The organism is Bacillus sp. AK124 (genome assembly GCF_053903085.1).
This window is the reverse complement of sequence record NZ_CP096378.1, coordinates 3,352,501-3,377,951: the sequence shown is the minus strand read 5'-3', so window position 1 is coordinate 3,377,951 and position 25,451 is coordinate 3,352,501. Positions and strand designations below refer to the sequence as shown.

Here is a 25,451-nt window from a genome sequence, read left to right as displayed (position 1 = left end):
GGACGACGTTTTCAAAAAGAAAGTTTTTTCCTTAGGGAAAGGGGGAAAAGCCAAGTGGAAGAGTACTTTGAAAAGCTGACAAATGCGCTTCTTGAAAAAAATCATATGCTGAGTTACGCACAAGCCAGAACATGGGTTGAACTGCTGTGGGGGGATTTCGAGGCGACATTTGCAAAGGCCGGCCACCCGTACAGAGGAAAAGAGCTGACAGAGCGTGTCGTCAAAGAGTGGATTGAGCACTATGGCAGCAAGTTGCATTTATTTCAAAATGATAAGCCTTCTTACAAGGATCTGTTCTCCGGAGGCCGCGGGCTGCTTCATTAAGCATTTCTTTCGAAAAGAATGATTGGCGTGAAAGCGATTGTCATTGGTTCCGGATTGCCGGTGCCAGCGCCGCATATCAAAAGGAGCCCGGATGGCGCATGAAGGGCGTGAAGGCAAGGCGAGGCCGGAGCGGGAGCCGTCTGTCCGTTGAAGCGAAGACTGGTGTAAGCTTGCCTGATCAATGACCATTACATTGTGTCATTCGCCGATTCCCGGGTTGTCGGGAGGAGCCGCAAGAGGAGCGGGGTCACGGTTTCGACTGCAGCATAACGGCGTGAAGTCATGAAAAAAGCTCTGTCTGCAGCGTTCGGTCTTCCATCATGGAACAGTCGGAGAAATCAAATCCGGTTTTCACCCGATGACAAAGGGCATATTAAGGGGAAGGATTTGATTGCGGCGGCGGGCTTTGACCTCCGGTTTGACAAGCGGTCCTTACGAGGTTTTCCCTGCGGCTTCTTTGGCTTTTGGTGAAGAGCAGGGGTTTAATTTGGAAAAATATGATTCAATGCGAAAAATGTCGTAAAATGGGAAAACCATTAGGTTATCGTGTTTGATTCTAAAGCAATATCATTTTTTTACCACTTGTTCATAGATGTCTGATATAATGACAAAATAATCTTGTAGAAAATAGTACAGCGTGCCCACAGTTTTCCTTTTGTTGTGTGGGAAGCGGCTAGATGCAAGTATCCTGCCAAACGGATGCCGGATGCAATTTTATTATGTCCAAAAGAGGTGCCTTTAAGTGAAGAGAGGATTCGTTTCAATCATTATTCCTTCATACAATGAAGCAAGCAATATTAAATTGATTTATGAATCGTTGAGGAACGAATTTCAATCCATTGATTATGATTATGAAATTTATTACATAAATGATGGAAGCACTGATCAAACATTGGAGGAAATTAAAAAGCTAGCCGAAAAAAGCAAGCGTGTGAAATATATTTCGTTTTCACGGAATTTCGGCAAGGAGGCAGCCATCCTTGCCGGTTTTCAGCATGCCCGCGGCGATGCCGTTGTGGTGATGGATGCGGATTTGCAGCACCCGACATACCTCCTGCACGATTTTATTAAAGGGTATGAGGAAGGCTATGATCAAGTGGTCGCCCAGCGCAACAGAAAGGGAGACAACCCTGTGCGCTCCTACTTGTCGTCCCTTTATTACCGCTTTATCAATAATGCCGTGGAAGTCGATTTAAGGGACGGCGTCGGCGATTTTCGTCTTTTAAGCAGAAAAGCAGTCAATGCGATGCTGAAGCTGAGCGAAGGCAACAGGTTCTCAAAAGGGCTGTTTTGCTGGATCGGTTTTGACCAAAAGATTGTTTATTACGAGAACGTCGAAAGGAAAAACGGAAAGTCCAAGTGGTCGTTCCGCCACTTGTTGAACTATGGAATCGACGGGGTTGTGTCGTTCAACAACAGACCGCTGAGAATTTGTTTTTACGCCGGTATTTTTATCCTTTTTCTATCGCTTATTTATATCGCTGCGACATTCATCAGAATCTTAAAATACGGTGTGATCGTTCCCGGCTATTTTACGATTATTTCCGCCGTCCTGTTTCTCGGCGGCATCCAGCTTCTCAGCCTCGGAATCATCGGCGAATACATCGGGCGCATTTATTATGAGACGAAAAAGCGGCCTCATTACTTAATACAGGAGGCAAACATCGCTCATGGAGAAACTCATGAAAATCGTGAATCCTGAATTTATTCGCTTCGCCGTCGTCGGTGCAGTGAATACTTTGAATTACTATGCGGTGTATTTGCTGCTGCATGTTTTGCTTCAGTTGAATTATATGGTTTCTCATATTGCCGCTTTTTTCGTCAGTCTTGTGATTTCTTTTTTCTTGAACTGCTATTTTACATTTAAAATCAAGCCGACGCTGGCAAAGTTTTTGCAATTTCCGCTGACACAGCTGTTTAATTTGACGGTATCTTCTTTGTTCGTCTACACGTTTGTGAATTTTTTCAAGATGAACAGTGAGGCAGCTCCGCTTGCCTCCATGTTTTTAACCGTTCCTCTGACATTTTTAGTGACAGGGAAGATTTTGAAAAAAGACAGGGGAAGAGTATGAAGAAAACAGTTTTTTTATTTGTGATCGCAAGCGTTGCAGTTTCCTTGGCCGCCCATTCCTTTTTTCTGTATGAATGGGCGCATGACCGCTACATGACTGGGAACGGCGACGGACTTGCACAAATGATTATTTTTAAGTCGTTTCTTTTTGAACAATACAAACAAGGGAACTTCTTTTATTCGTATTCTTTCGGTCTCGGAGGCGGGATCTACAGCCAGCTTGGCTATTATTTCACGACGTCTTTTGTCTTCATCGCTTCATCCGCAGCCATTTTTCTGATGCAGCTTTTGCATTTGGCCGGGGATGCGGACCCTTTGTTCTGGGCGCAGGCCTCTGTATTCATCAGTGTCATTAAGCTCAGCCTGATCATTTTAGCGGCAGCGTATGCGTTAAACGGCATGGTGAAAAACAAGCTTGCCGCCTTTACAGGTGCGGTCTTGTACGGTACGTCGGTCATCTATTTCAGGCACACGGTGTTCTGGGAATTTTTCAGTGACGCCATGCTGTGGCTGCCGCTGCTTGTCGCCGGAGCCGAGAAAGTTATCAGGGAAAAGCGGACAGGACTGTTTATTACGGCTTGTTCTTTAACGCTGATCAATAACTTTTATTTTGCCTATATCAACTTGATTTTCATTGCGATCTATATTATCTTCCGCTGGCTGATCCGGCTAGACCCGGAAAAGGAAGCGCCGAGGTGGAAGCAATTCGGGATGTTCGCCGCTTCATGCCTGATTTCTTTCGGAATCAGCGCGGTTTCCTTTGTGCCTGCAGTTTACGGATTTTTAAACAATTTACGGCCGCCGTATGAACAGGCTGTCGCTGTATACGATCTGACGGACAACATTCTGTTTTCCAGCCGCATTGTCTTGCTGCCGGCTGTCTTTATGCTGTTCTTGTTCACGTTTTCGTTCTATAAAAATAAAACGTTCAGGCTGTTTGCCTCAATCAGTGTGCTGCTTGTGCTTTTGCACTACAGCCCGCTTGCGGCAAGCGCGTTCAACGGTTTCTCCGCTCCGCAGAACCGCTTTGAATACCTGCTCGCTTTTACGATCGGGGGAGCGGCGGCCGCAGGAATGACAGAACTGAAAAACATCAGGCGGAAAGAGATGATATGGTCCATCCTGCTCGCCCTTCTGGTTTATATCGCGGTCATTTGGCGAAAAGACGTGGATTTATCACTGATGCAAAATTGGAGCATGCTTGTGCTTCTGTTCCTGACAATCGCCATCTTTACGGCGGCGGGGTTTCAATATAAGAAATCGCAGCTTTTTTTGCAAGCCTGCATTTTATTATCGTCCGTTCTCGTAGCGAACACGTATCAGAAATATGTTCTGTCTGAGTCAAGCGGCATTAAAGACGTCACAAAAAGCTATTTGACCAGCAATGAGTACAATGGCGAAGAACAGCGCCGCCTCTTAAACAACATTCGAAAAGACGATGACGGTGACCCGTATACAAGAATCGACTGGATGAACGGCGTGCGCAACAATACTCCGCTGATGCAGGATTTTAACGGCTTCAGCGCCTACTCAAGCATTCTCAATCGCGATCTTCTCCTGTTTTATTGGGAAGACCTGCAAATCGATATGGGAAGGGAAAGCGTCAGCCGCTACGCATCGATGGGCGACCGGGCCAATTTGTACAGCTTGCTGTACGGCAAGTATTACATGACGGAAAAAGAGAATGCCGCCAATGTTCCGTACGGGTTTAGCAAAACGGATGAATCAGAGCACTACGCGGTCTATAAAAACAAATACACCATGCCGTTTATCCGGACCGCGCGGACAGTATTTACGGAAAAAGATTTAGCGGATGCGCCTGTTTTAGCGCGGGAGCATGCGATGCTTGAAGGAATCGTGCTTGAGAATGGCGATGATGAAAAAGTGCAGCCGCCGGACGTTCCTGATTTGATGAAGCAGACGAAGCTGAAAACCGAAGGGGCGAGCTATCATAACGGCGTCCTCGACGTCACCGCCGAAAATGGCGGCATCGATCTCATTCCCGAAGGCGGGCTTCCGAAAGAAGGCGACTATTATGTCGGATTTTATTTAAAAAGCCTTGCAAAAGACCAATTCTTTAACTTGCGGGTCAATGATTATGTAACATCAAGAAAATCGAACGAGTCGATTTACAAAACAGGTGTTTACGATTTAACGATCAGGGTCCCGAAAACAGATAAAATTTCAATCAGGCTACCAAAAGGGAAATATCAATTGGACCATTTGAGCCTGCACCAGGAAGACTATCAATTGCTGAAAAAAGCGGCCGCCGAAAAAGCGCCGGCCGCCGACTTGGACTGGCGGAACAATCAAGTGTCCATCAGCTTTGACAATCAAAATGGAGACCGCTACATGGTCCTGCCGGTTCCGTACGAAAAAGGCTGGGAAGTCACTGTAAACGGAAAACCGCAAACCGTCCATAAGGCAAATTACGCGTTTATCGGATTTTCAATAGAAAAAGGGAAAAACGACATCCGGCTCGTTTATTACCCGCCGTACTTCAAAGCTGCCTCGGCCGTGACAGTCATCAGCCTCATCATCGGAATCTGGTACGGCAGAAGGAGAAAAAAGCTTGGCTCTTAAACAGAGCCAAGCTTTAATTTTTTCTGAAGTTTTTCCTCGCTGAAAATCCATCCCGTATAGGAGGTGATTAATTCGAGCGTGTCTCTGTCGATGTGCGCGATCGCCACGAAAGGGTAGTGTCCTTTGCTGCGGTATCGCAGATCGATAAAGCGGACTTCGTAGTGATCCTTATACGTATCGATCTCCCATTTGTAAACCGGTGAGAATGAAAGAAACGCCGAAATGTTCTTATCCTGTTTCGCCGCTTTCATCACGTCCGTATCCGGCACAGGCACCCTGTTGAAGGTGTCAACGATGACGACGTTTCCGTCCATGCTTCGTCCGACGTAAAAAGCCGATTTTGCTTTGACGGCAATTCGCCACTGCCTGAATTTCATCGTAGGCGAAATAATGATTTCTTCAATATCTTCGATTTTTTCACGGAGTTCATGCTTGATGTTCCTCTGCATGAAATACCTCACCAGATAATAACCGGCCAAGACGATGTAAAGAGCCAAAAATGTATAGCCCTGATGCGCGCCTGCCAGCCAAAAGGCGATGGCTATGAGATGGCTGACGAAAATAAACGGATCAAATGTATTAATCAAGCCGAGCGCTACCCATTTCCTTGAAAAAGGTCTGATCGCCTGTGTTCCGTATGCATTAAAAATATCCACGAACACATGAAGCGCGACCGCGGCAAAGGTCCAAAGCCACAGGTGAAGCAGATTGGCTTCGGGATAAAAGAGCATGAGAATGCCCGGAATCATCAGCGACCAGGCGAGAACAGCGGGGATGGAATGGGTGAATCCCCTGTGGTGCCTAATATAAACAGCGTTGTTTTTCAATTTCAAAACGGTATCGATATCCGGAGCCTGAGATCCGGCGATTGTCGCAATCATCACGGCTTGAGCCATTGATGGGTCCATTCCGACAACTGGATCAAGCGTCGCAATGCCTCCGAGTGCAACGCCCATGACAACATGTGTGCCAGTATCCATTGGTGACCTCCCCTAATGGTGCTAGAAAATCATTTTATTTTCCAAAAACAGAACGAACGACGGACCTTGCCTGAAATATTTAACGCTTTTGCTTTCTTCACTTTTAATGTAACATGTTATCGTATATGCATATAGTTTACAACAAAAAGCCGAAGTAACAAAAGATCGGTATGCAAATGTGACGTGCACAGGCAAGGAGAAGTTTCATGATGGATCTGCAAAAGAAATTAGAGCAAAAAAACATCAAACAATTTCAAGAAGATTTAATTTCTTGGTATGAGCAAGAAAAACGGGATCTGCCATGGCGCTCAGACAGCGACCCTTATAAGGTATGGGTGTCAGAAGTGATGCTTCAGCAGACGAGAGTGGATACGGTGATTCCTTACTTCAACAACTTTATCGAAAAATTCCCGACCGTTGAAGCGCTCGCTGAAGCCGACGAAGAAAAAGTGCTTAAAGCCTGGGAAGGACTGGGATACTATTCAAGAGTTCGGAACTTGCAGAGCGCTGTCAGGGAAGTCCACGAACGATACGGAGGAGTGGTTCCTCCTTCAAAAGAGGAATTCGGCAGCTTAAAAGGTGTCGGCCCTTATACAAGAGGCGCGGTGCTAAGCATCGCCTACAATCAGCCGGTACCCGCGGTGGACGGAAATGTCATGCGGGTCATGTCACGGATTCTTTCCGTATGGGATGATATCGCAAAGCCTAAAACCAAAACCCTGTTTGAAAAAATTGTCGAAGCGTTTATTTCTGAAGAAAAACCGTCCGAATTTAACCAGGGGCTGATGGAGCTTGGCGCTGTCATCTGTACGCCGAAATCGCCATCCTGCCTTCTCTGTCCCGTCCGAGAACACTGTTCCGCTTTTGCAGAAGGCTGTGAAAAAGAGCTTCCGGTTAAAAGCAAAAAGAAAAAACCCTCGGTAAAAACTCTTGCAGCCGTTGTCCTGACTGATGAAGAAGGATACATCTATATCCATAAAAGACCGGCATCAGGCCTTTTGGCAAACCTTTGGGAATTCCCGAACACAGAAACGCAGAAAGGGCTGAAGCACGAGCGCGAGCAGCTTGCGGCTTTTTTGAAAGAAGCAGCCGGAATAGAGGCCGAAATCGGTCCGCTTGAAGGAATCGTAGAACACGTGTTTACACACCTTGTCTGGAACATTTCTGTCTTTTTCGGGAAAACGCTCGATCAACCGGATGATTCATACTTTAAAAAGGTCACGAAAGAAGAGCTCGCTGAATATGCCTTCCCGGTTTCGCATCAGAAAATATGGAATATGTATATGAAATAGGCAGCTTGACTGTGCATGCTGCCCGTTAGTCGTACTGGATGGTGGTGCCGTGCGTATAATCGGCTTCCTGGCGGCGCAGTCCGCCTCTTGCTTGAATTTCTTTCACAACCTCCAGGTATTCGGCATGCCCTTCTTCATTAAGGAATGGCATGATTTGCTGGAAGGCGCGGTGAAAATAGAGAAGCTCCGCATCTTTCCACTCGTTTTTCGGCGTGTGGTCGAGCTCGCTCATATCGCGTCCTACGTACATAAGGCGAATGCCTCCTTTTTGATCGTGTTATGAGCTATTTTTTATCAGATTTTTAATCACTATACTAGGAGATGAATGACAAATGGAACAAAGAAAATGTGCCCTTATTACAGGAAGCAGCCGCGGCGTCGGCAAAGCAGCCGCCCTGAGGCTTGCCGAAAACGGCTACAATATCGTCATCAACTATGCAAGAAGCAAAAAAGCGGCCCTTGAGACGGCTGAAGAAATCGAAAAGCTCGGTGTCAAAGCATTGGTCGTCAAGGCGAATGTCGGGCAGCCGGCGAAAATAAAAGATATGTTTCAGCAAATCGAGGAAGCCTTCGGCAGACTGGACGTGTTCGTCAACAATGCTGCATCCGGCGTATTACGCCCCGTCATGGAGCTTGAGGAAAGCCATTGGGACTGGACGATGAACATCAATGCGAAAGCTCTGCTATTCTGCGCGCAGGAAGCGGCAAAGCTGATGGAGAAAACGGGAGGCGGCCACATTGTGAGCATCAGTTCGCTCGGTTCGATCCGTTATTTGGAAAACTATACGACAGTCGGCGTTTCAAAAGCTGCGCTTGAATCATTGACAAGATATCTCGCTGTTGAGCTTGCGGTGAAAAACATCATCGTCAATGCGGTTTCCGGAGGCGCGATCGATACAGACGCCCTGAAGCACTTCCCGAACCGCGAAGAACTTTTGGAAGATGCCCGGCAAAATACGCCTGCCGGCCGCATGGTTGAGATTAGCGACATGGTCGATGCGGTGGAGTTTTTAACGTCAGGGAAAGCGGATATGATCCGCGGACAGACGATCATTATTGACGGCGGCCGTTCACTGCTCGTGTAAATTTTTCGCGTTCAATGAATAGGATATCATCCTCCTGCACAATCTAATGGTCGTGGAGGTGATATACAATGGCTAACCAACAATCCAAAACAAACGCACAAAAAGTAAGACAACAAAACCAAGCTTCTGCACAAGGTGGTCAGTTCGGCACTGAATTTGCCAGCGAAACTGACGCGCAGCAAGTAAGACAAAATAACCAACAAGCTGAGCAAAAAAAACAGCAAAACAGCTAATCACTGAAACAGGAAAAAGCACTTCACCATCGGATGAGGTGCTTTTTTCTTTTCGTTTTTTTGATCCGACAAAACATCCGAATCTTAGCCACAATCAGTCAAAGGACATCCGGCATGTATAGAGAAATGTTAGTTAGGCAATAAATGGAGTAGAGCATAGAATGGAGGATCCCGAATGCCGGAATTTGAAAACTTGGTTCAGGGGCAGATGGAGATTATGGATAAGCTGCTGTATCTGCAAGCGGAGATTGAAAGATGCCAGAAAATTGAAAAAGAATTGGCTGCCCTTGAAAAGAAAGCCCAGCTTTTATCGATCCGGGAAGATATATCCCAGAAGCGGAAAGATCTTGCTCAAATTCAGGATTTATTCCAAAAGCAGACGGAGCAGGTGATTCAGGCTTATCAAAGAATCGAAGCATGAGCCTCTCTTTATCGTTTTTAGAAAAGAGCCATTCCTGTTCGGGAGTGGCTGTTTTATTTTCATTTTTTATTTTCAAACGTTATAATAAATAAAAGAACTGTCGGACAGGCGATGTGACACACTGACTTGTAAGGCTTTTGCAAAGAAAGTAGGGGAGAAAAACATGGGCTTTCCCAAGGAAGGAGAAACCATTCAAATTCATAGCTATAAGCACAATGGACAGATTCATCGGATTTGGAATGAAACAACGATTTTAAAAGCAACGGAATTGTGCATCATCGGCGCCAATGACCGGACAATGGTCACAGAATCTGACGGCCGGACATGGGTGACGCGAGAGCCCGCAATTTGTTATTTCCATGCAAAGCAGTGGTTTAACGTCATCGGCATGCTTCGCGAAGACGGGATTTATTACTATTGCAACATCAGCTCGCCGTTTGCTTTGGACGATGAAGCCATCAAATACATCGACTATGATTTAGACGTGAAAGTCTTTCCGGATATGACGTATCATATTCTTGATGAAGATGAGTACGCGGATCATAAAAAGGCGATGAATTATCCGAAGGAAATCGACGGCATTTTAAGGTACCACTTAAATACGTTGCTGCATTGGATACACCAAAGAAAAGGCCCGTTTGCATCTGAATTTATTGATATTTGGTATGAACGGTATTTGCATTATACAAAATAAACCTGAAAAACCTGTTGAGACCAACAGGTTTTTTGCGGTGTACTCACACATCAAGATATAGAGGGGGGAAGACGTGTGGGGGTAATCAGAAGGTACATGGAATTTGTGAAGCCGTATAAATGGAAAATCGTTTTGACGGTTTTAATCGGTATTATTAAATTTTCTATTCCGCTGGTCATCCCGCTTCTGCTGAAATACGTCGTTGACGACATCATCCAGGGGAGCGGAACCACTGAAGAAAAAACATCCACATTATTCATGGTAATGGCGGTTATGTTCGCCATTTTTTTGGTGCTTCGGCCGCCTGTCGAATACTATCGGCAATATTTCGCACAGTGGACGGCAAGCAAGGTGCTTTATGATATCAGGGACAAGCTGTTTGCACACATTCAAAAGCTGAGCCTCAGGTATTATGCAAACACCCGCGCAGGAGAAATCATTTCAAGGGTCATCAACGATGTCGAGCAGACAAAGGAATTTGTCATCATCGGGTTGATGAACGTATGGCTTGACGTGATGACGATTTTTATCGCCATCGCCATCATGCTGACGATGGATGTGAAGCTGACGCTTATTTCGATCGTGCTGTTTCCGCTTTACGGACTGTCTGTTAAATTCTTCTACGGCAGGCTCAGAAAGCTGACGAGAGAACGTTCCCAGGCGCTGGCCGAGGTGCAGGGCCACCTTCATGAAAGGGTTCAGGGGATGCCTGTCATCAGGAGTTTTGCGATCGAAGATTATGAACAGAAGCAATTTGATCACGAGAACGCGAATTTTCTCGGCAAAGCAATCCGCCATACGGCCTGGAATGCCAAAACGTTTGCCGTCGTCAATACGGTTACAGACCTCGCTCCGCTGATCATCATTACGGTTGCGGGTTACCATGTGATTCACGGGTCCCTTACTGTAGGAACGATGGTGGCGTTTTTCGGATATATTGAACGCCTCTACAACCCGCTGCGCCGCCTGATCAATTCATCGACAACATTGACGCAGTCGATCGCATCGATGGACAGGCTGTTTGAATTTATTGATGAACCGTATGAATTAAAAGATAAACCCAATGCTGTAAAAGCAGAGCGGTTAAAAGGAATTGTTGAATTCAAAAATGTTTCCTTCCAATACGAAAAGTCGGAAGAAATGATTCTGCAGAATCTTTCTTTGAAAGCGGAACGGGGCGAAACGGTCGCACTCGTCGGGATGAGCGGAGGCGGAAAATCAACGCTCGTCAGCCTCATTCCGAGATTCTACGATGTCTCAGCCGGAAGCCTGGAGATCGACGGCATCGATGTGCGCGATTACCAGGCGCAGAGCCTTAGAAACCAAATCGGCATGGTGCTTCAGGATACATTTTTATTCAGCGAATCGGTACGTGAAAACATATCGATCGGAAATCCCGAAGCTTCGATGGAAGACATCATTGAAGCGGCAAAAGCCGCGAATGCCCACGATTTTATTATGGAACTGCCGCAAGGCTATGATACAAAGGTCGGAGAAAGGGGCGTCAAGCTGTCCGGAGGCCAAAAACAGCGGATATCAATCGCCAGGGTGTTCCTGAAGAATCCGCCTCTCTTAATTTTGGATGAAGCGACATCAGCGCTTGACCTTGAAAGCGAGCACTATATTCAGGAAGCGATGGAAAAGCTCGCGAAAGACCGGACGACCTTTATCGTTGCCCACAGATTGTCGACGATTACCCACGCTGACAAAATCGTCGTCATCGAAAACGGACGTGTCGCGGAAGTCGGCACACATGACGAATTAATGAGCCGCGACGGCCACTATAAGCATTTATTTACCATTCAAAAATTAAACTAAAACCGCCAAAAGCCTGACTTTCGTTTGAAGCCGAACGATTGTCAGGCTTTTTCTTTCCATGCAAATTTCGTACATATTTCCTATCCCGTCTAAATACAATTTAAAAAATACAAGCTCCGGAGGTGTATAAGTGACAAAAGAAAAATTGCTTGAAGTATCGGATTTGTCGATTTCGTTTCACCAGAAAAAGTCTGAAACCCCGATTGTGCAAGGCATTTCTTTCGATCTCCATCCCGGAGAAATCATGGGAGTCGTCGGAGAGTCCGGCTGCGGCAAGAGCGTCACCTCTTTGGCTTTAATGGGGCTGAACGCAAACACCCGGACGACGGGCCGGATCAAGTTTCAAAACAAAGATCTTCTCATGCAGTCTGAAAAAGAATGGAGACAGATGCGCGGCAATGACATCGCAATGGTTTTTCAAGAGCCGATGACCTCCCTCAACCCCCTTTTCACAATTGGCGATCAATTAACAGAAGCACTCTCCAGCCATACCAATATTCATAAAAAAGAAGCAAGAAGAAAAGCCGTTCAAATGCTGGAAACCGTCGGCCTGCCGAGGGCGGACCAGCTGATGAAGCAGTATCCCCACGAACTGTCGGGAGGCATGAGGCAGCGGGTCATGATCGCAATGGCATTAATTTGCGAACCGAAGCTGCTGATCGCCGATGAACCGACAACAGCTCTCGACGTCACCATCCAGGCCCAGATTCTGTCCCTGCTGAAAAAGCTCAATGCCGAATTTAACACAGCCATTCTCCTCATTACCCACGACCTTGGCGTCGTTCACAATACATGTGAACGCGTGATGATCATGTATGCCGGCCGGATCGTTGAAGAGGGCGGTGTCACCGCTGTTTTTGACAGTCCGAAACACCCTTATACAAAAGGCTTGTTCGCCTCTATTCCGGCATTCACAGACAAATCCGAGCGGCTGTCTTCGATTGAGGGGCAGGTGCCGAAGCCGGGATCGATTAAAAAAGGCTGTATGTTTGCGCCGCGATGCCCCCATAAACATGAACGCTGCATTGAAGAAGCGCCTGGATTGAACAAGCTGAAGGATGATCATGCTGTAAGCTGCTTTCTCTATGAAGAGGAAGGTGTTTTCACATGAATCGCGAACTGCTGAGCGTTCAAGAGCTGAAAACGTATTACCGCGTGTCCCGTAAGAAAATCGTGAAAGCGGTCGATGATGTTACACTGTCAGTTGAAAAAGGCGAAATCTTAGGGGTTGTCGGGGAATCCGGCTGCGGAAAATCGACCTTAGGAAAATCGATATTGCGGCTGACCGAACCGACTTCGGGAAAGGTGACTTTTCTCGGGCAGGAGATGACAGGCCTTGATGCAAAAGATCTTCGCAATATGAGAAGGCATATACAAATGATTTTTCAAGACCCGTACGCTTCGTTAAATCCGCGCATGAAAATAAAGGATATTTTGGAAGAACCGCTGATCGTTCATCAACTCGGAAAGAAGGCGGAAAGGAGAGAGGTCGTGCGTTCGATGCTTGAAATTGTCGGCCTTGATGCTTCATACGGCGACCGGTACGCACACCAATTCAGCGGCGGTCAGAGGCAAAGGATCGGCATTGCAAAAGCGCTGATCACTAAGCCGAAACTAATCATTGCCGATGAACCTGTCTCCGCGCTTGATGTATCCGTTCAGGCGCAGATCTTAAATCTGCTGAATGATTTGCAGGAGGCATTCGATTTAACGTTTCTGTTTATTTCTCATGATCTCGCAGTCGTTCGCTATATCAGCGACAGGGTGGCCGTGATGTATTTCGGAAAGATCGTCGAGATGGCGGACGCCGAATCGTTATTTAGAGAGCCGAAACACCCGTATACAGAAACGCTGTTAGCGGCAGTACCGGTCATCGGCAAAGGCGAAGCGGTTCATACGGCACCGGATATTGCCGCGCCCCGCATGAGTGAAAAGGGCTGTCCTTTTTACAGCAGATGCATGAAGCGGGCAGCGGTTTGTCTGGAAGCGGAGCCGCCTCTTGAAGAGACTGCGGACGGGCATTATGTCGCATGCCATTTTACCAATAAGGAGGCAGTACGATGAAAAAGAAAAGCTGGCTGATCTGTTTGGGAATGATTCTGTCTGTTTCCGCTTTTTTAATGGGATGCTCCGGTAACGAAAGCGGAAAAAACGACGGAGAGACGAACGGGGGAAAAGATACGCTGATCATCGGCAGAGGCGGTGATTCAACATCGCTTGATCCGATCACAACGACAGAAGGCGAAGCGTTTAAAGTGACGATCAATATGTTTGAGACCTTGCTGAATTACGGAGAACAAGACACTACGCTGAAGGAAGGCCTCGCGGTCAAATGGGACGCTTCAGATGACGGTTTGACCTACACACTGGAGCTGAGGCAAGGCGTGAAATTCCATGACGGAACGGATTTTAATGCAGAAGCCGTCAAATACAATTTTGAGCGGTGGATGAACGGGGATGAAGAAAAATTTCCTTACTACGGCATGTTCGGAGGCTATAAGAAAGATGAGGGGCATGTCATCAAAGATATAAAAGTGCTCGACGACCATAAGATTCAGTTCATTTTAAAACGCCCGCAAGCGCCGTTTTTAAAGAATCTTGCCATGACTTCATTCGGGATTGCGAGTCCTGCCGCCATCGAAAAATACGGCGAAAAATTCAGGGAGCACCCCGTCGGCACGGGCCCTTACAAATTTGTCGAATGGAAGCCGAACGACCGGATCGTCCTTGAAAAAAATGAAGACTATTGGGATCAAGGCAAACCGAAATTGCAGAAGATCATTTTCAGAGCCATTCCTGAAAACTCAGCCCGCCTAAATGCGTTGAAGACGGGCGAAATCGACCTAATGGACGGCGTCAATCCGTCTGATATCGAAAGCATCAAAGCAGACGCCAATCTGAAAACATTTGAAAGGCCTTCAATGAACGTCGGGTATCTCGGAATGACGACGACAAGAAAACCATTTGACAATAAGCTGGTCCGCCAGGCGCTGAATCATGCTGTTGATAAACAGGCGATTATCGATTCCTTCTACGGAGGCCTCGCCGAATCTGCCAAAAACCCGCTCCCTCCTTCACTTGAAGGATACAACGATCAGATAAAGGAATATCCGTATGATTTAAAAAAGGCAAAAGAACTCTTAAAAGAAGCCGGATTCCCGGACGGGTTTAAAATGAAGCTTTGGGCAATGCCTGTTCCGCGGCCATATATGCCGGACGGTATGAAAATAGCCGAAGTGATTCAATCAAGCTTCGAAAAAATCGGCGTCAAAGCGGAAATCGTCACTTACGACTGGGCGACGTATTTGGATAAGGTGAGCAAAGGGGAAGCTGACGCGTTTTTGATGGGCTGGACCGGAGACAATGGAGATCCGGACAACTTCATTTATACCCTGCTTGATAAAGATAATATCGGCGGTAACAACTATACGTACTTCAGCAATGACGAGCTTCATGACATCTTAATCGAAGCGCAGTCAGACCCTGACCAAAAGAAGAGAAATAAACTGTATCAAGATGCGCAGGAGCTCCTCCATGAAGAATCGCCTTGGATTCCGCTTGTCCATTCCACGCCGATTTTGGCCGGTTCAAAAGATATCGAAGGATATGCTCCGCATCCGACAGGGAGTGAAGTATTGTCCGGCGTAGAGTTTAAATAGGTGGTGACAGCCATTGCTTGCGTACTGTTTAAAACGGACGGGGATGCTGATCCCCGTTCTCATTGGCATGACACTGGTCGTTTTTTCGATCATCCGCTTTATTCCCGGCAACCCCGCCCAGGTTATTCTCGGCCAGAGGGCGACAAAGGAAGCGGTGCAGCAGCTGACCATCCAGCTCGGCCTTGATCAGCCGTGGTATGTGCAATACGCCAGATATATCGGGGATTTGCTGAAAGGGGATCTCGGGACATCAATCCGCACGGGAGCGGCGATTACGCAAGAAATAAAGCCGTATTTGTTCGCCACTCTCGAGCTTGCTTTTTTCGCGATGCTGATCGCAGTGTTTGTCGGTGTGAATGCCGGAATCATCAGCGCGTGGTTTAAGAATTCGGTATTCGACTATATTGCGATGCTGGTTGCTTTAATTGGCGTGTCGATGCCGATTTTTTGGCTTGGTCTGATGGGCCAGTGGTTCTTTTCGATCGAGCTCGGCTGGCTGCCGACAACGGGAAGGGAGAATGTCAGAAATCCGGTCGAAGCCTTTACTTACATTCATACACTGGACACCCTTTTACACGGAAGATTTGATCAGTTTGCAGAAACCATCCGCCATTTAATTCTGCCGGGAACCGCTCTTGCCACCATTCCCGCCGCGATCATTGCGAGAATTACAAGGGCCAGCATGATAGAGGTGCTGCAGTCCGATTATATCCGCACGGCAAAAGCAAAAGGCGTGCATATGTTTTTCGTTATCTATAAGCACGGTTTAAAAAATGCGTTCATTCCGGTGTTGACCGTCATCGGCCTGCAAACCGGACTTTTACTGGGCGGCGCGATTTTAACGGAGACGATTTTTGCCTGGCCCGGCATCGGCCGGTACATTTATGATGCGATCAGCTACCGCGACTACCCGGTTATCCAATCGGGCATTCTCGTGATCGCCTTCATCTTCGTCATGATTAACTTCATTGTTGATCTGCTGTACGCTGTCATCGATCCGAGAATTAAATATTAGGAGGCGGGAAATGTGGTTGTGCTTCAAAATGAACAGCAGAGGGAGGACGTGAAGGTGCGTTCGCCTTTGGCGGAACATATTCGGCGGTTCTTTGAGCATAAACTGGCTGCCGCCGGCACGATTTTAGTCGCGCTGTTTATCCTGCTGGCCATCTTCGCGCCGCTCATCGCACCCTATGGAATAAACGACCAGTCACTGTCAGACAGGCTTGCCGCTCCGTCTGCTGAACACCTTTTTGGAACGGACGATTTTGGCAGGGATATTTTTTCAAGGGTGCTGTACGGCGCGAGGCTGTCTTTATGGGTCGGCTTTTTCTCCTGTCTGGCATCGGCCTTGGCGGGGACGCTGTTAGGGCTGATCGCCGGTTTTTACGGCAGATGGGCTGATGCGTTGATTTCGCGGCTGTTTGATATCATGCTCGCGTTTCCCAGCATTCTGCTGGCGATCGCCATTGTGGCGATTCTCGGGCCTTCCCTTGAAAATGCCCTGATTGCCATCGCCATCATCAACGTTCCGACGTTTGGCAGGCTCGTTCGTTCAAAAGTGCTCAGCATCAGGCAGGAGGAATATGTCTTATCTGCGCGTGCTGTCGGGATGTCCAATATGAGGATGATGTTTAAACACATTCTTCCCAACAGCATGGCCCCGGTTATCGTTCAAGCGACACTGAATATTGGAACGGCGATTATAGAAGCGGCCGCGCTCGGATTTTTAGGGTTGGGGGCGCAGGCGCCGAACCCGGAGTGGGGAAAAATGCTTGCAGATGCCCGGCCTTATTTGGCGCAGGCCCCGTGGACATTATTTTTTCCGGGATTTGCGATCATGCTGACCGTGCTCGGCTTTAATCTGATGGGAGACGGCCTGCGCGACACCCTTGATCCGAAAATGAAGGAAGGAAAATAAAAAAACCGGTTAACGTATTCGTTAACCGGTTTACTCTTCCTCAACTTCAAGCTCACTGTCTTTTTTGTGGTACGTCTGAAAGCTTGTGAGCAAGGTTTCCAAATGTTCAAGCTGTTCTCGGTATTCTACGGTGCTCGCCATAATGGTCAGCATATTGTAGTCCAACAGTTCTTCTTTCAATTTGTCCTGGTTTTTCAGGAATGATTCGGTCAAGTGCTGTTTGTACACGTCTCCTTCTTCGTGAAGGTCGACGTGATCCTGCGTTTTAATCCTGCCGACGAATCTCATTAAAATTCGCTCGTGCCAATGGAGAAGATAATCAAGCTCTTCGACCAGCGTTTCTTGAAATTCTTCAGGCATATGACAAAACTCGTTTTCAAGCCGGTGCAGTTTTTTCAAAGCATCAAGCGCGCGGTTTGATGCAATAATCGCCTGTCTGAACAGCACGAGCTTTCGCTGTTTTACATATGTGGAACGTTTTAAATAGCTTCTTTCTTCTTTGTAAAGCAAGTAAAGGTGATCGACCTTCATCATTTTTTCTTTCAGCTTTTCAATGTCTTCTTTCAGCATGGAGTGTTCCGTTGTCTTCCGCGTCAACAATCTGATCCATTTAATGACTTCATCTGTATTTTCAACAACATGGCTGACGAGCTTCGTTTCATATTTAGGCGGCAGAAAAATCAGGTTGACCAGGAACGCAGACAATACACCCAAAATAACCGTTCCGGTTCTCACCAAGGCAAACCATAAAAAGTTGTCGCCGGAGCTCTCCAATATGGCAATAACGGTGACGAGAGCGATCGAAATTGTATTCTCGATCTTCAGCTTCAGGTTGATCGTAATGACGATTACCGCCGTCAATCCGATGATGATCGGACTGGGTTCGAAAATAAGTCCAAAAATAATGGCTGTGGCAGCTCCGATTATGTTCGCCTGCACTTGATCGACAATCGTCAAAAATGAACGATAGATCGAAGGCTGTATCGCGAAGATAGCCGCGATTCCCGCGAAGACAGGAGTCGGAAGGCCGAGCCAAGACGCGAGGTAAAGCGCAAGCGTAATGGCAATGCCTGTTTTGAAAATACGGGCACCAAGTTTCATTAGGCTGTACTTGCATCCCTTTCTATAATAAAATTCGTTCTTTACAGAAAATGAATTGTATTGAACATTCCCTCTCTGTTAATTTGCCAAACAATAAAGTAATATACAGCGATCTTCCGAAATATTCAACCCATTTTTAAGAAAAAACAAATCATTGACAAAAAAGAAAAACAAGCCGGTGAAAAGTGCCTGTTCACCGCGTTTACAAAGTGCTCCGCATTTGATAAAAAGAGAGCGGACCCGCTCTCTTTTTATATGCGTTGTTTCAATTGTTTAAATGAGTCATCCACGGCTTTAAGCGTCGCTTTAATGTCCTCTTCCGTGTGCGCGGTGGTGATAAACCATGCTTCATATTTTGAAGGCGCAAGATTAACACCGCGCTCAAGCATCAGTTTGAAAAAGGCAGCGAACATTTCTCCGTCCGTATTTTCGGCTTGCTCATAGTTTTCGACTTTTTCGTTCGTAAAGTATACGGTGAGCGCGCCTTTAAGACGGTTGACAGTGATGTTGATGCCGTGGGTTTCGGCATGTCCCAGGATACCTTCTTCAAGCATAGCGCCGAGGAGGTCAAGTTTTTCGTATGTGCCTTTTTCTTTCAGCACTTCAAGGCAGGCGATACCTGAGAGGATCGAAGCCGGATTCCCCGCCATCGTGCCCGCTTGATAAGCAGGTCCGAGCGGTGCGACTTGTTCCATAATCTCTTTTTTGCCTCCGTATGCGCCGATCGGCAGGCCGCCGCCGATGATTTTGCCAAGCGCCGTCAAATCAGGTTTGACGCCAAGCAGATCCTGGGCGCCGCCGTACATAAAGCGGAAAGCGGTGATAACTTCATCATAGATGACGAGCGCCCCTGCGTTATGCGTCAGTTCATTGACCTGTTCGAGGAATCCGCTCTTCGGTTCGACGATCCCGAAGTTTCCGACAATCGGTTCAACGAGAACTGCCGCAATATCGTCCCCCCATTTATCGAGCGCTTCTTTATAGCTGTCGATATCATTGAAAGGAACGGTAATCACCTCGTTGGCGATGCTTTTTGGAACCCCCGCTGAATCAGGTGTGCCGAGCGTTGACGGACCTGAACCGGCCGCCACCAGCACAAGATCGGAATGGCCGTGGTAGCAGCCGGCGAACTTGATGATTTTCGTCCTGCCTGTATAGGCCCGGGCGACGCGAATCGTCGTCATCACAGCTTCCGTTCCCGAATTGACGAATCTTACTTTATCCAAGGCAGGAATCGCTTCTTTAAGCATCTTGGCAAATGTCACTTCATGCTTTGTCGGCGTGCCGTAAAGCACCCCGTTCTCAGCAGCTGTTTGAATCGCTTTTGTGATATGCGGGTGAGCGTGACCCGTAATAATCGGTCCGTAGGCGGCAAGATAGTCTATGTATTTGTTGCCGTCCACATCCCAAAAATAAGCGCCGCTTCCCCTCTCCATCGCGACGGGAGAACCTCCGCCGACCGCTTTATAAGACCTTGAGGGGCTGTTGACGCCTCCGACTATATGTTGAAGAGCTTCTTCATGAAGCTTTTCAGATTGAGTATGCTGCATAATATCCTCCTCATTTCTGCACCTTTTATCTATTTCTATATTGTAACACGAGGCGGACAGAGCGCAAAAAGAAGCCGCCGAACATTTGAACAAGACGGCGCTGTTTTTTATAATGGGGGAAAGCAAGCGATTAAACATAACAGGAGGCAAAACAATGACTGTTGAAATTGGACAAAAGGTGCCTGATATTGAACTGCTCGGTGATCACGGAGAAAAAGTAAAGCTGTCGGATTTTGAAGGAAAGTATGTCGTGCTCTATTTTTACCCGAAAGATATGACGCCGGGGTGCACAACGGAAGCGTGCGATTTCAGAGACCGACATGAAAGCTTTGCTGAACTTGATGCCGTCATCATCGGAGTCAGCCCTGACGACCAGACAAGACATGAGAAATTCAAGCAGAAACACGATCTGCCGTTTCTGCTGCTCGTCGATGATGAACACAAGCTCGCTGAAAGCTTTGACGTATGGAAGCTGAAGAAGAATTTCGGCAAGGAATACATGGGTGTCGAAAGGTCGACATTCCTGATTGATAAAGAAGGCCGCCTTGTGAAAGAGTGGCGGAAAGTAAAGGTAAAAGACCATGTCGCAGAAGCGCTTCAAGCAGTAAAAGAAATCGCGGAAGCGTAAAGCTCTTGCGGGAGGCCGGACTGTATTTTAGTTTGGTCTCTTTTTAAGCTCATATTCGTCTGTCTGACCGGACATGCTGATCATATCGGCCTTTTTCGCCTTAAAAATAGCTTTTTCACAGGGATTGGAATTGACAAAGATTCTGATCAGGAGTTACACTAATTATAAACGTTATAATGTAAGAATTTTTTTTAGAAGAGAGGTGCATGACGATGGCTGAACATAACCTGAAAGAAGCGTTGGAAGCGTTGAAGGAAACCGGGGTTCGAATTACTCCTCAACGTCATGCCATTCTGGAATTTCTCGTGAATTCTATGTCTCATCCAACTGCAGATGATATATATAAAGCTCTGGAAGGGAAATTTCCAAACATGAGCGTAGCAACGGTTTACAACAATTTGCGGGTTTTTAAGGAATCAGGGCTCGTTAAGGAATTAACGTACGGAGATTCCTCCAGCCGGTTTGACTTCGTGACATCCGAGCATTATCACGCAATTTGCGAACGCTGCGGGAAAATCGTCGACTTTCATTATCCCGGCCTCGACGAAGTGGAGCAGCTGGCTTCACATGTGACAGGATTCAAAGTCAGTCACCATAGACTGGAGATATACGGTTTATGTCAGGAATGCGACAAAAAAGAAAGCCATTAAAAAGAGCTGGCCGCTTTTTTAACGGTCAGCTTATTTTTATTGCAGTATCTACTGAGACTTTCGATTATACGATTCGTTAAACTCTTTTCCTTCGAGGTTTTTATCCAGTGTCAGAGGCTCCCTGCAATGCATGCACATATCGACCCGGCCTAAAATCTTGGTCGGTTTTTCACAGTTTGGACAGACGACTTGAACCGCTTTCGTTGAAAGCATGCCGATCCAAAAATAAACCGCTGTGCTCAACAAGATAGACAATACCCCCAAGATCATAAACACCGACATCAAGAGGATCGAGGACCTAAAGAAGATCCCGACATACATAATAATGAAGCCTATAAATACAAGGCTTAACGCAAACGTTCTGATTTTGTTGATTTTGCTAGAGTATTTTGCCATATCCATCCCCCTGTCTCTAATATAGCATAGAAAAGATGTGTTATTCTTTAATTAAAACGAATCAATTGGAAAATTTCTATAGAGAGTTTTGGGGAAATTGATTATAATAATTCAATGTGTTTTCAAAATAAAGGAGTTTTTATTGGCTCGTAGAAATAGGTAGAAACAAAGAGAGAAGCTTTTAGAGCAACGCATTTACATCGTATTGGAGGAATGGTGATGGAAAATCTTCTCCGTCCGATTTACCAAGAAAGAGCAAGCCGCCCTGACACACTCGCTGTCATGCTGATTGAGAGGAGAAATCAAACCTCATCTGCGACAGATAATTTTGATGCGGCATTGTTGATTATCGTTAATAAGGCTGAAGACCCTGTATTCGTGAAGCATTATGAGTTCGACGGAAAAACGGCTTCTCTTCATATTATTTCTGTTGAACAGCTTCAGGAATGGATTTTGCTCGGAACAAATAGAAGAATCATAGACTGGGTCCTCAATGGAAAGGTGCTTTTCGACCGAAACGAATTTATCGCCAAGCTGATTGAGCAGCTTAATACATTTCCGTTTTCAGAAAGAAAACTAAAAATCGGACTTGAATATGGGAAATTAATCAGAAGATATATAGAAGGGAAATCGTTTTTTGAGGACGGTCAATTTTTGGACGCCTACAATTCCATCGTACACGCCCTCCATCATTTGGCCAGAATCGAAGTGATCGATAAAGGTTTTCACCCAGAAGTTACGGTATGGAACCAAGTCCGCCACATGGAGCCTCAGGTTTATAAATTGTATAAGGAATTAATTGAGAGCAATGAAAGCTTGCAAAAACGGCTGGAGTTATTATTCCTCGCAAGCGATTTTCTCATTCATTCAAAAGCCGAAATCGGGGCCGCACATATTCTCAATGTCATGGATGAAAAAGAGGTTTGGCAATTTGCTGATCTTCTCAAGCATCCGGATCTCAAGTATTTCACGGCAGACCTGGGAGTCATACTGGAGTTCTTGGCTGAAAAGGACTTAGTTGGAGTCAAGCCGATTGAGACAAAGGGCCAAAAGATTTTTCACCGAGGATATTTTATCAAAAAAAGTGTTGACACTAATTTATAACGGTGATATATTGTTAAGCGTCGCTGTTAGCGGAACGGTTTTTGAACTGAAAGCAGCAGCGACGAAAAAACAAAAAACATTTGACACTCCTTGTTGAAAATGTTATACTAATAAAGTCGCTTCGGACAGGAGCGGAAATGATCTTTGAAAACTAAACAAGACAAAACGTACCTGTTAATTCATTAAATAAATCGCACATTTTGTGCGTAGTCATTATCAAACTTCATGGAGAGTTTGATCCTGGCTCAGGACGAACGCTGGCGGCGTGCCTAATACATGCAAGTCGAGCGGACAGATGGGAGCTTGCTCCCTGATGTTAGCGGCGGACGGGTGAGTAACACGTGGGTAACCTGCCTGTAAGACTGGGATAACTCCGGGAAACCGGGGCTAATACCGGATGCTTAATTGAACCGCATGGTTCAATTATAAAAGGTGGCTTTTAGCTACCACTTACAGATGGACCCGCGGCGCATTAGCTAGTTGGTGAGGTAACGGCTCACCAAGGCGACGATGCGTAGCCGACCTGAGAGGGTGATCGGCCACACTGGGACTGAGACACGGCCCAGACTCCTACGGGAGGCAGCAGTAGGGAATCTTCCGCAATGGACGAAAGTCTGACGGAGCAACGCCGCGTGAGTGATGAAGGTTTTCGGATCGTAAAACTCTGTTGTTAGGGAAGAACAAGTACCGTTCGAATAGGGCGGTACCTTGACGGTACCTAACCAGAAAGCCACGGCTAACTACGTGCCAGCAGCCGCGGTAATACGTAGGTGGCAAGCGTTGTCCGGAATTATTGGGCGTAAAGCGCGCGCAGGCGGTTTCTTAAGTCTGATGTGAAAGCCCCCGGCTCAACCGGGGAGGGTCATTGGAAACTGGGGAACTTGAGTGCAGAAGAGGAGAGTGGAATTCCACGTGTAGCGGTGAAATGCGTAGAGATGTGGAGGAACACCAGTGGCGAAGGCGACTCTCTGGTCTGTAACTGACGCTGAGGCGCGAAAGCGTGGGGAGCGAACAGGATTAGATACCCTGGTAGTCCACGCCGTAAACGATGAGTGCTAAGTGTTAGAGGGTTTCCGCCCTTTAGTGCTGCAGCAAACGCATTAAGCACTCCGCCTGGGGAGTACGGTCGCAAGACTGAAACTCAAAGGAATTGACGGGGGCCCGCACAAGCGGTGGAGCATGTGGTTTAATTCGAAGCAACGCGAAGAACCTTACCAGGTCTTGACATCCTCTGACAACCCTAGAGATAGGGCTTCCCCTTCGGGGGCAGAGTGACAGGTGGTGCATGGTTGTCGTCAGCTCGTGTCGTGAGATGTTGGGTTAAGTCCCGCAACGAGCGCAACCCTTGATCTTAGTTGCCAGCATTCAGTTGGGCACTCTAAGGTGACTGCCGGTGACAAACCGGAGGAAGGTGGGGATGACGTCAAATCATCATGCCCCTTATGACCTGGGCTACACACGTGCTACAATGGGCAGAACAAAGGGCAGCGAAGCCGCGAGGCTAAGCCAATCCCACAAATCTGTTCTCAGTTCGGATCGCAGTCTGCAACTCGACTGCGTGAAGCTGGAATCGCTAGTAATCGCGGATCAGCATGCCGCGGTGAATACGTTCCCGGGCCTTGTACACACCGCCCGTCACACCACGAGAGTTTGTAACACCCGAAGTCGGTGAGGTAACCTTTTGGAGCCAGCCGCCGAAGGTGGGACAGATGATTGGGGTGAAGTCGTAACAAGGTAGCCGTATCGGAAGGTGCGGCTGGATCACCTCCTTTCTAAGGATATTATACGGAATATAAGACCTTGCGGTCTTATAGACAGGTGCGTTTAGATCTTGTTTAGTTTTGAAGGATCATTCCTTCAAAGCGTGTTCTTTGAAAACTAGATAACAGTAGACATCACATTCAATTCGTAATGCAAGATATCACGTAGTGATTCTTTTTAACGGTTAAGTTAGAAAGGGCGCACGGTGGATGCCTTGGCACTAGGAGCCGATGAAGGACGGGACGAACACCGATATGCTTCGGGGAGCTGTAAGCAAGCTTTGATCCGGAGATTTCCGAATGGGGAAACCCACTGCTCGTAATGGAGCAGTATCCATATCTGAATTCATAGGATATGAGAAGGCAGACCCGGGGAACTGAAACATCTAAGTACCCGGAGGAAGAGAAAGCAAATGCGATTCCCTGAGTAGCGGCGAGCGAAACGGGAACAGCCCAAACCAAGAGGCTTGCCTCTTGGGGTTGTAGGACACTCTGTACGGAGTTACAAAAGAACGAGGTAGATGAAGAGGCCTGGAAAGGCCCGCCATAGGAGGTAACAGCCCTGTAGTCAAAACTTCGTTCTCTCCTGAGTGGATCCTGAGTACGGCGGAACACGTGAAATTCCGTCGGAATCCGGGAGGACCATCTCCCAAGGCTAAATACTCCCTAGTGACCGATAGTGAACCAGTACCGTGAGGGAAAGGTGAAAAGCACCCCGGAAGGGGAGTGAAAGAGATCCTGAAACCGTGTGCCTACAAGTAGTCAGAGCCCGTTAACGGGTGATGGCGTGCCTTTTGTAGAATGAACCGGCGAGTTACGATCCCGTGCAAGGTTAAGTTTGAAAAGACGGAGCCGCAGCGAAAGCGAGTCTGAATAGGGCGCATGAGTACGTGGTCGTAGACCCGAAACCAGGTGATCTACCCATGTCCAGGGTGAAGTTCAGGTAACACTGAATGGAGGCCCGAACCCACGCACGTTGAAAAGTGCGGGGATGAGGTGTGGGTAGGGGTGAAATGCCAATCGAACCTGGAGATAGCTGGTTCTCTCCGAAATAGCTTTAGGGCTAGCCTCAAGGTAAGAGTCTTGGAGGTAGAGCACTGATTGGACTAGGGGCCCCTACCGGGTTACCGAATTCAGTCAAACTCCGAATGCCAAAGACTTATCCTTGGGAGTCAGACTGCGAG

Annotated in this window: 22 protein-coding genes, 2 rRNA genes and 1 pseudogene (1 of these 25 running past the window's edge); 20 read left to right on the top strand and 5 right to left on the bottom strand. The window is 47.1% G+C overall.

Translation table 11 applies throughout. From position 1 onward, the window contains the following. The first annotated feature begins 54 nt into the window (after positions 1 to 54). The 4 genes from M1E06_RS17075 (at position 55) to M1E06_RS17060 (ending at position 4,978) form a co-directional block, all read left to right on the top strand. A complete protein-coding gene (locus M1E06_RS17075) occupies positions 55 to 324 on the top strand; it encodes a YfhJ family protein (RefSeq protein WP_020450622.1) in 270 nt (89 codons plus the stop codon). 742 nt (positions 325 to 1,066) lie between these two features. After that, entirely contained in the window at positions 1,067 to 2,026 is a 960-nt protein-coding gene (locus M1E06_RS17070) for a glycosyltransferase family 2 protein (RefSeq protein WP_048350614.1), read from the top strand. Beyond that, positions 1,995 to 2,396 carry a GtrA family protein gene (locus tag M1E06_RS17065; protein WP_020450624.1) on the top strand — a complete coding sequence of 134 codons (402 nt, stop codon included), beginning with the start codon at positions 1,995 to 1,997 and terminating at the stop codon, positions 2,394 to 2,396. The genes M1E06_RS17070 and M1E06_RS17065 overlap by 32 nt, the downstream gene beginning before the upstream one ends. Then, positions 2,393 to 4,978, top strand: coding sequence for a YfhO family protein (locus M1E06_RS17060; protein WP_216904520.1), 2,586 nt, complete (start codon positions 2,393 to 2,395; stop codon positions 4,976 to 4,978). The genes M1E06_RS17065 and M1E06_RS17060 overlap by 4 nt, the downstream gene beginning before the upstream one ends. Here M1E06_RS17060 and M1E06_RS17055 read toward each other — a convergent pair. After that, positions 4,975 to 5,958, bottom strand: coding sequence for a metal-dependent hydrolase (locus tag M1E06_RS17055; protein ID WP_020450626.1), 984 nt, complete (start codon positions 5,956 to 5,958; stop codon positions 4,975 to 4,977). The two genes, M1E06_RS17060 and M1E06_RS17055, sit on opposite strands and share 4 nt — an antisense overlap. A gap of 206 nt (positions 5,959 to 6,164) precedes the next feature. Between M1E06_RS17055 and mutY the strand changes: the two genes are divergently transcribed. After that, positions 6,165 to 7,250: an A/G-specific adenine glycosylase gene (gene mutY / locus M1E06_RS17050; RefSeq protein ID WP_020450627.1), complete on the top strand. Its 1,086-nt coding sequence runs from the start codon at positions 6,165 to 6,167 to the stop codon at positions 7,248 to 7,250. Between the two features lie 25 nt (positions 7,251 to 7,275). On the opposite strand, the gene M1E06_RS17045 is transcribed toward mutY, so the two are convergent. Next, positions 7,276 to 7,500 (bottom strand): hypothetical protein, encoded by a 225-nt coding sequence (locus M1E06_RS17045; protein ID WP_020450628.1) that lies wholly within the window; start codon positions 7,498 to 7,500, stop codon positions 7,276 to 7,278. Between the two features lie 82 nt (positions 7,501 to 7,582). On the opposite strand from M1E06_RS17045, the gene fabL reads away from it, so the two are divergent. The 10 genes and pseudogenes from fabL to M1E06_RS16995 all read left to right on the top strand — a co-directional run bounded on the left by fabL (position 7,583) and on the right by M1E06_RS16995 (position 17,078). Further along, positions 7,583 to 8,335 carry an enoyl-[acyl-carrier-protein] reductase FabL gene (gene fabL, locus M1E06_RS17040; RefSeq protein WP_026580620.1) on the top strand — a complete coding sequence of 251 codons (753 nt, stop codon included), beginning with the start codon at positions 7,583 to 7,585 and terminating at the stop codon, positions 8,333 to 8,335. An 83-nt stretch (positions 8,336 to 8,418) separates the two neighbouring features. Then, positions 8,419 to 8,568, top strand: a pseudogene (locus M1E06_RS17035) (gamma-type small acid-soluble spore protein); the annotation flags it as partial. Positions 8,569 to 8,743: 175 nt separating this feature from the next. Continuing rightward, the gene (locus M1E06_RS17030; RefSeq protein WP_003179940.1) at positions 8,744 to 8,989 is read left to right on the top strand and encodes a YgaB family protein; all 246 of its coding nucleotides are present in this window, start codon (positions 8,744 to 8,746) and stop codon (positions 8,987 to 8,989) included. Between the two features lie 163 nt (positions 8,990 to 9,152). Further along, positions 9,153 to 9,683 carry a nucleoside tri-diphosphate phosphatase gene (gene ntdP, locus M1E06_RS17025; protein ID WP_003179942.1) on the top strand — a complete coding sequence of 177 codons (531 nt, stop codon included), beginning with the start codon at positions 9,153 to 9,155 and terminating at the stop codon, positions 9,681 to 9,683. A 75-nt stretch (positions 9,684 to 9,758) separates the two neighbouring features. After that, positions 9,759 to 11,501, top strand: coding sequence for an ABC transporter ATP-binding protein (locus tag M1E06_RS17020; protein ID WP_020450630.1), 1,743 nt, complete (start codon positions 9,759 to 9,761; stop codon positions 11,499 to 11,501). Between the two features lie 130 nt (positions 11,502 to 11,631). Continuing rightward, positions 11,632 to 12,612: an ABC transporter ATP-binding protein gene (locus M1E06_RS17015; protein WP_023855992.1), complete on the top strand. Its 981-nt coding sequence runs from the start codon at positions 11,632 to 11,634 to the stop codon at positions 12,610 to 12,612. Next, positions 12,609 to 13,565: an ABC transporter ATP-binding protein gene (locus M1E06_RS17010; RefSeq protein WP_048350613.1), complete on the top strand. Its 957-nt coding sequence runs from the start codon at positions 12,609 to 12,611 to the stop codon at positions 13,563 to 13,565. Before M1E06_RS17015 ends, M1E06_RS17010 begins: the two co-directional genes overlap by 4 nt. Beyond that, positions 13,562 to 15,160, top strand: a complete 1,599-nt coding sequence (locus M1E06_RS17005; protein ID WP_026580617.1) for an ABC transporter substrate-binding protein — start codon at positions 13,562 to 13,564, stop codon at positions 15,158 to 15,160. Before M1E06_RS17010 ends, M1E06_RS17005 begins: the two co-directional genes overlap by 4 nt. 13 nt (positions 15,161 to 15,173) lie before the next feature. After that, a complete protein-coding gene (locus M1E06_RS17000; RefSeq protein ID WP_020450634.1) occupies positions 15,174 to 16,175 on the top strand; it encodes an ABC transporter permease in 1,002 nt (333 codons plus the stop codon). 12 nt (positions 16,176 to 16,187) lie between these two features. After that, on the top strand, positions 16,188 to 17,078 hold the full coding sequence (locus tag M1E06_RS16995) for an ABC transporter permease (protein ID WP_020450635.1): 891 nt from the start codon (positions 16,188 to 16,190) through the stop codon (positions 17,076 to 17,078). A 30-nt stretch (positions 17,079 to 17,108) separates the two neighbouring features. Here M1E06_RS16995 and M1E06_RS16990 read toward each other — a convergent pair whose 3' ends face one another. Together M1E06_RS16990 and M1E06_RS16985 are read right to left on the bottom strand one after the other, a co-directional pair. Beyond that, complete coding sequence (locus M1E06_RS16990; RefSeq protein WP_020450637.1) at positions 17,109 to 18,179, bottom strand: FUSC family protein; 1,071 nt, start codon at positions 18,177 to 18,179, stop codon at positions 17,109 to 17,111. A 251-nt stretch (positions 18,180 to 18,430) separates the two neighbouring features. Then, entirely contained in the window at positions 18,431 to 19,729 is a 1,299-nt protein-coding gene (locus M1E06_RS16985) for a glutamate-1-semialdehyde 2,1-aminomutase (RefSeq protein ID WP_035339165.1), read from the bottom strand. Between the two features lie 154 nt (positions 19,730 to 19,883). Between M1E06_RS16985 and bcp the strand changes: the two genes are divergently transcribed. Together bcp and perR are read left to right on the top strand one after the other, a co-directional pair. After that, positions 19,884 to 20,357 carry a thioredoxin-dependent thiol peroxidase gene (gene bcp / locus M1E06_RS16980; RefSeq protein WP_023855987.1) on the top strand — a complete coding sequence of 158 codons (474 nt, stop codon included), beginning with the start codon at positions 19,884 to 19,886 and terminating at the stop codon, positions 20,355 to 20,357. Positions 20,358 to 20,569: 212 nt separating this feature from the next. After that, positions 20,570 to 21,007, top strand: a complete 438-nt coding sequence (perR, locus tag M1E06_RS16975; RefSeq protein WP_003179961.1) for a peroxide-responsive transcriptional repressor PerR — start codon at positions 20,570 to 20,572, stop codon at positions 21,005 to 21,007. A 48-nt stretch (positions 21,008 to 21,055) separates the two neighbouring features. Here perR and M1E06_RS16970 read toward each other — a convergent pair whose 3' ends face one another. Next, the gene (locus M1E06_RS16970) at positions 21,056 to 21,403 is read right to left on the bottom strand and encodes a YgzB family protein (RefSeq protein ID WP_020450640.1); all 348 of its coding nucleotides are present in this window, start codon (positions 21,401 to 21,403) and stop codon (positions 21,056 to 21,058) included. A gap of 219 nt (positions 21,404 to 21,622) precedes the next feature. Between M1E06_RS16970 and M1E06_RS16965 the strand changes: the two genes are divergently transcribed. From M1E06_RS16965 to M1E06_RS16955, 3 genes are all read left to right on the top strand, one after another. Then, complete coding sequence (locus M1E06_RS16965) at positions 21,623 to 22,507, top strand: nucleotidyltransferase-like protein (RefSeq protein ID WP_020450641.1); 885 nt, start codon at positions 21,623 to 21,625, stop codon at positions 22,505 to 22,507. 222 nt (positions 22,508 to 22,729) lie between these two features. Further along, a 16S ribosomal RNA gene (locus M1E06_RS16960) occupies positions 22,730 to 24,279 on the top strand. A gap of 171 nt (positions 24,280 to 24,450) precedes the next feature. Further along, positions 24,451 to 25,451 (top strand): 23S ribosomal RNA (locus M1E06_RS16955); it runs 1,929 nt beyond the window's last position. Together the 16S and 23S rRNA genes form the textbook arrangement of a ribosomal RNA operon.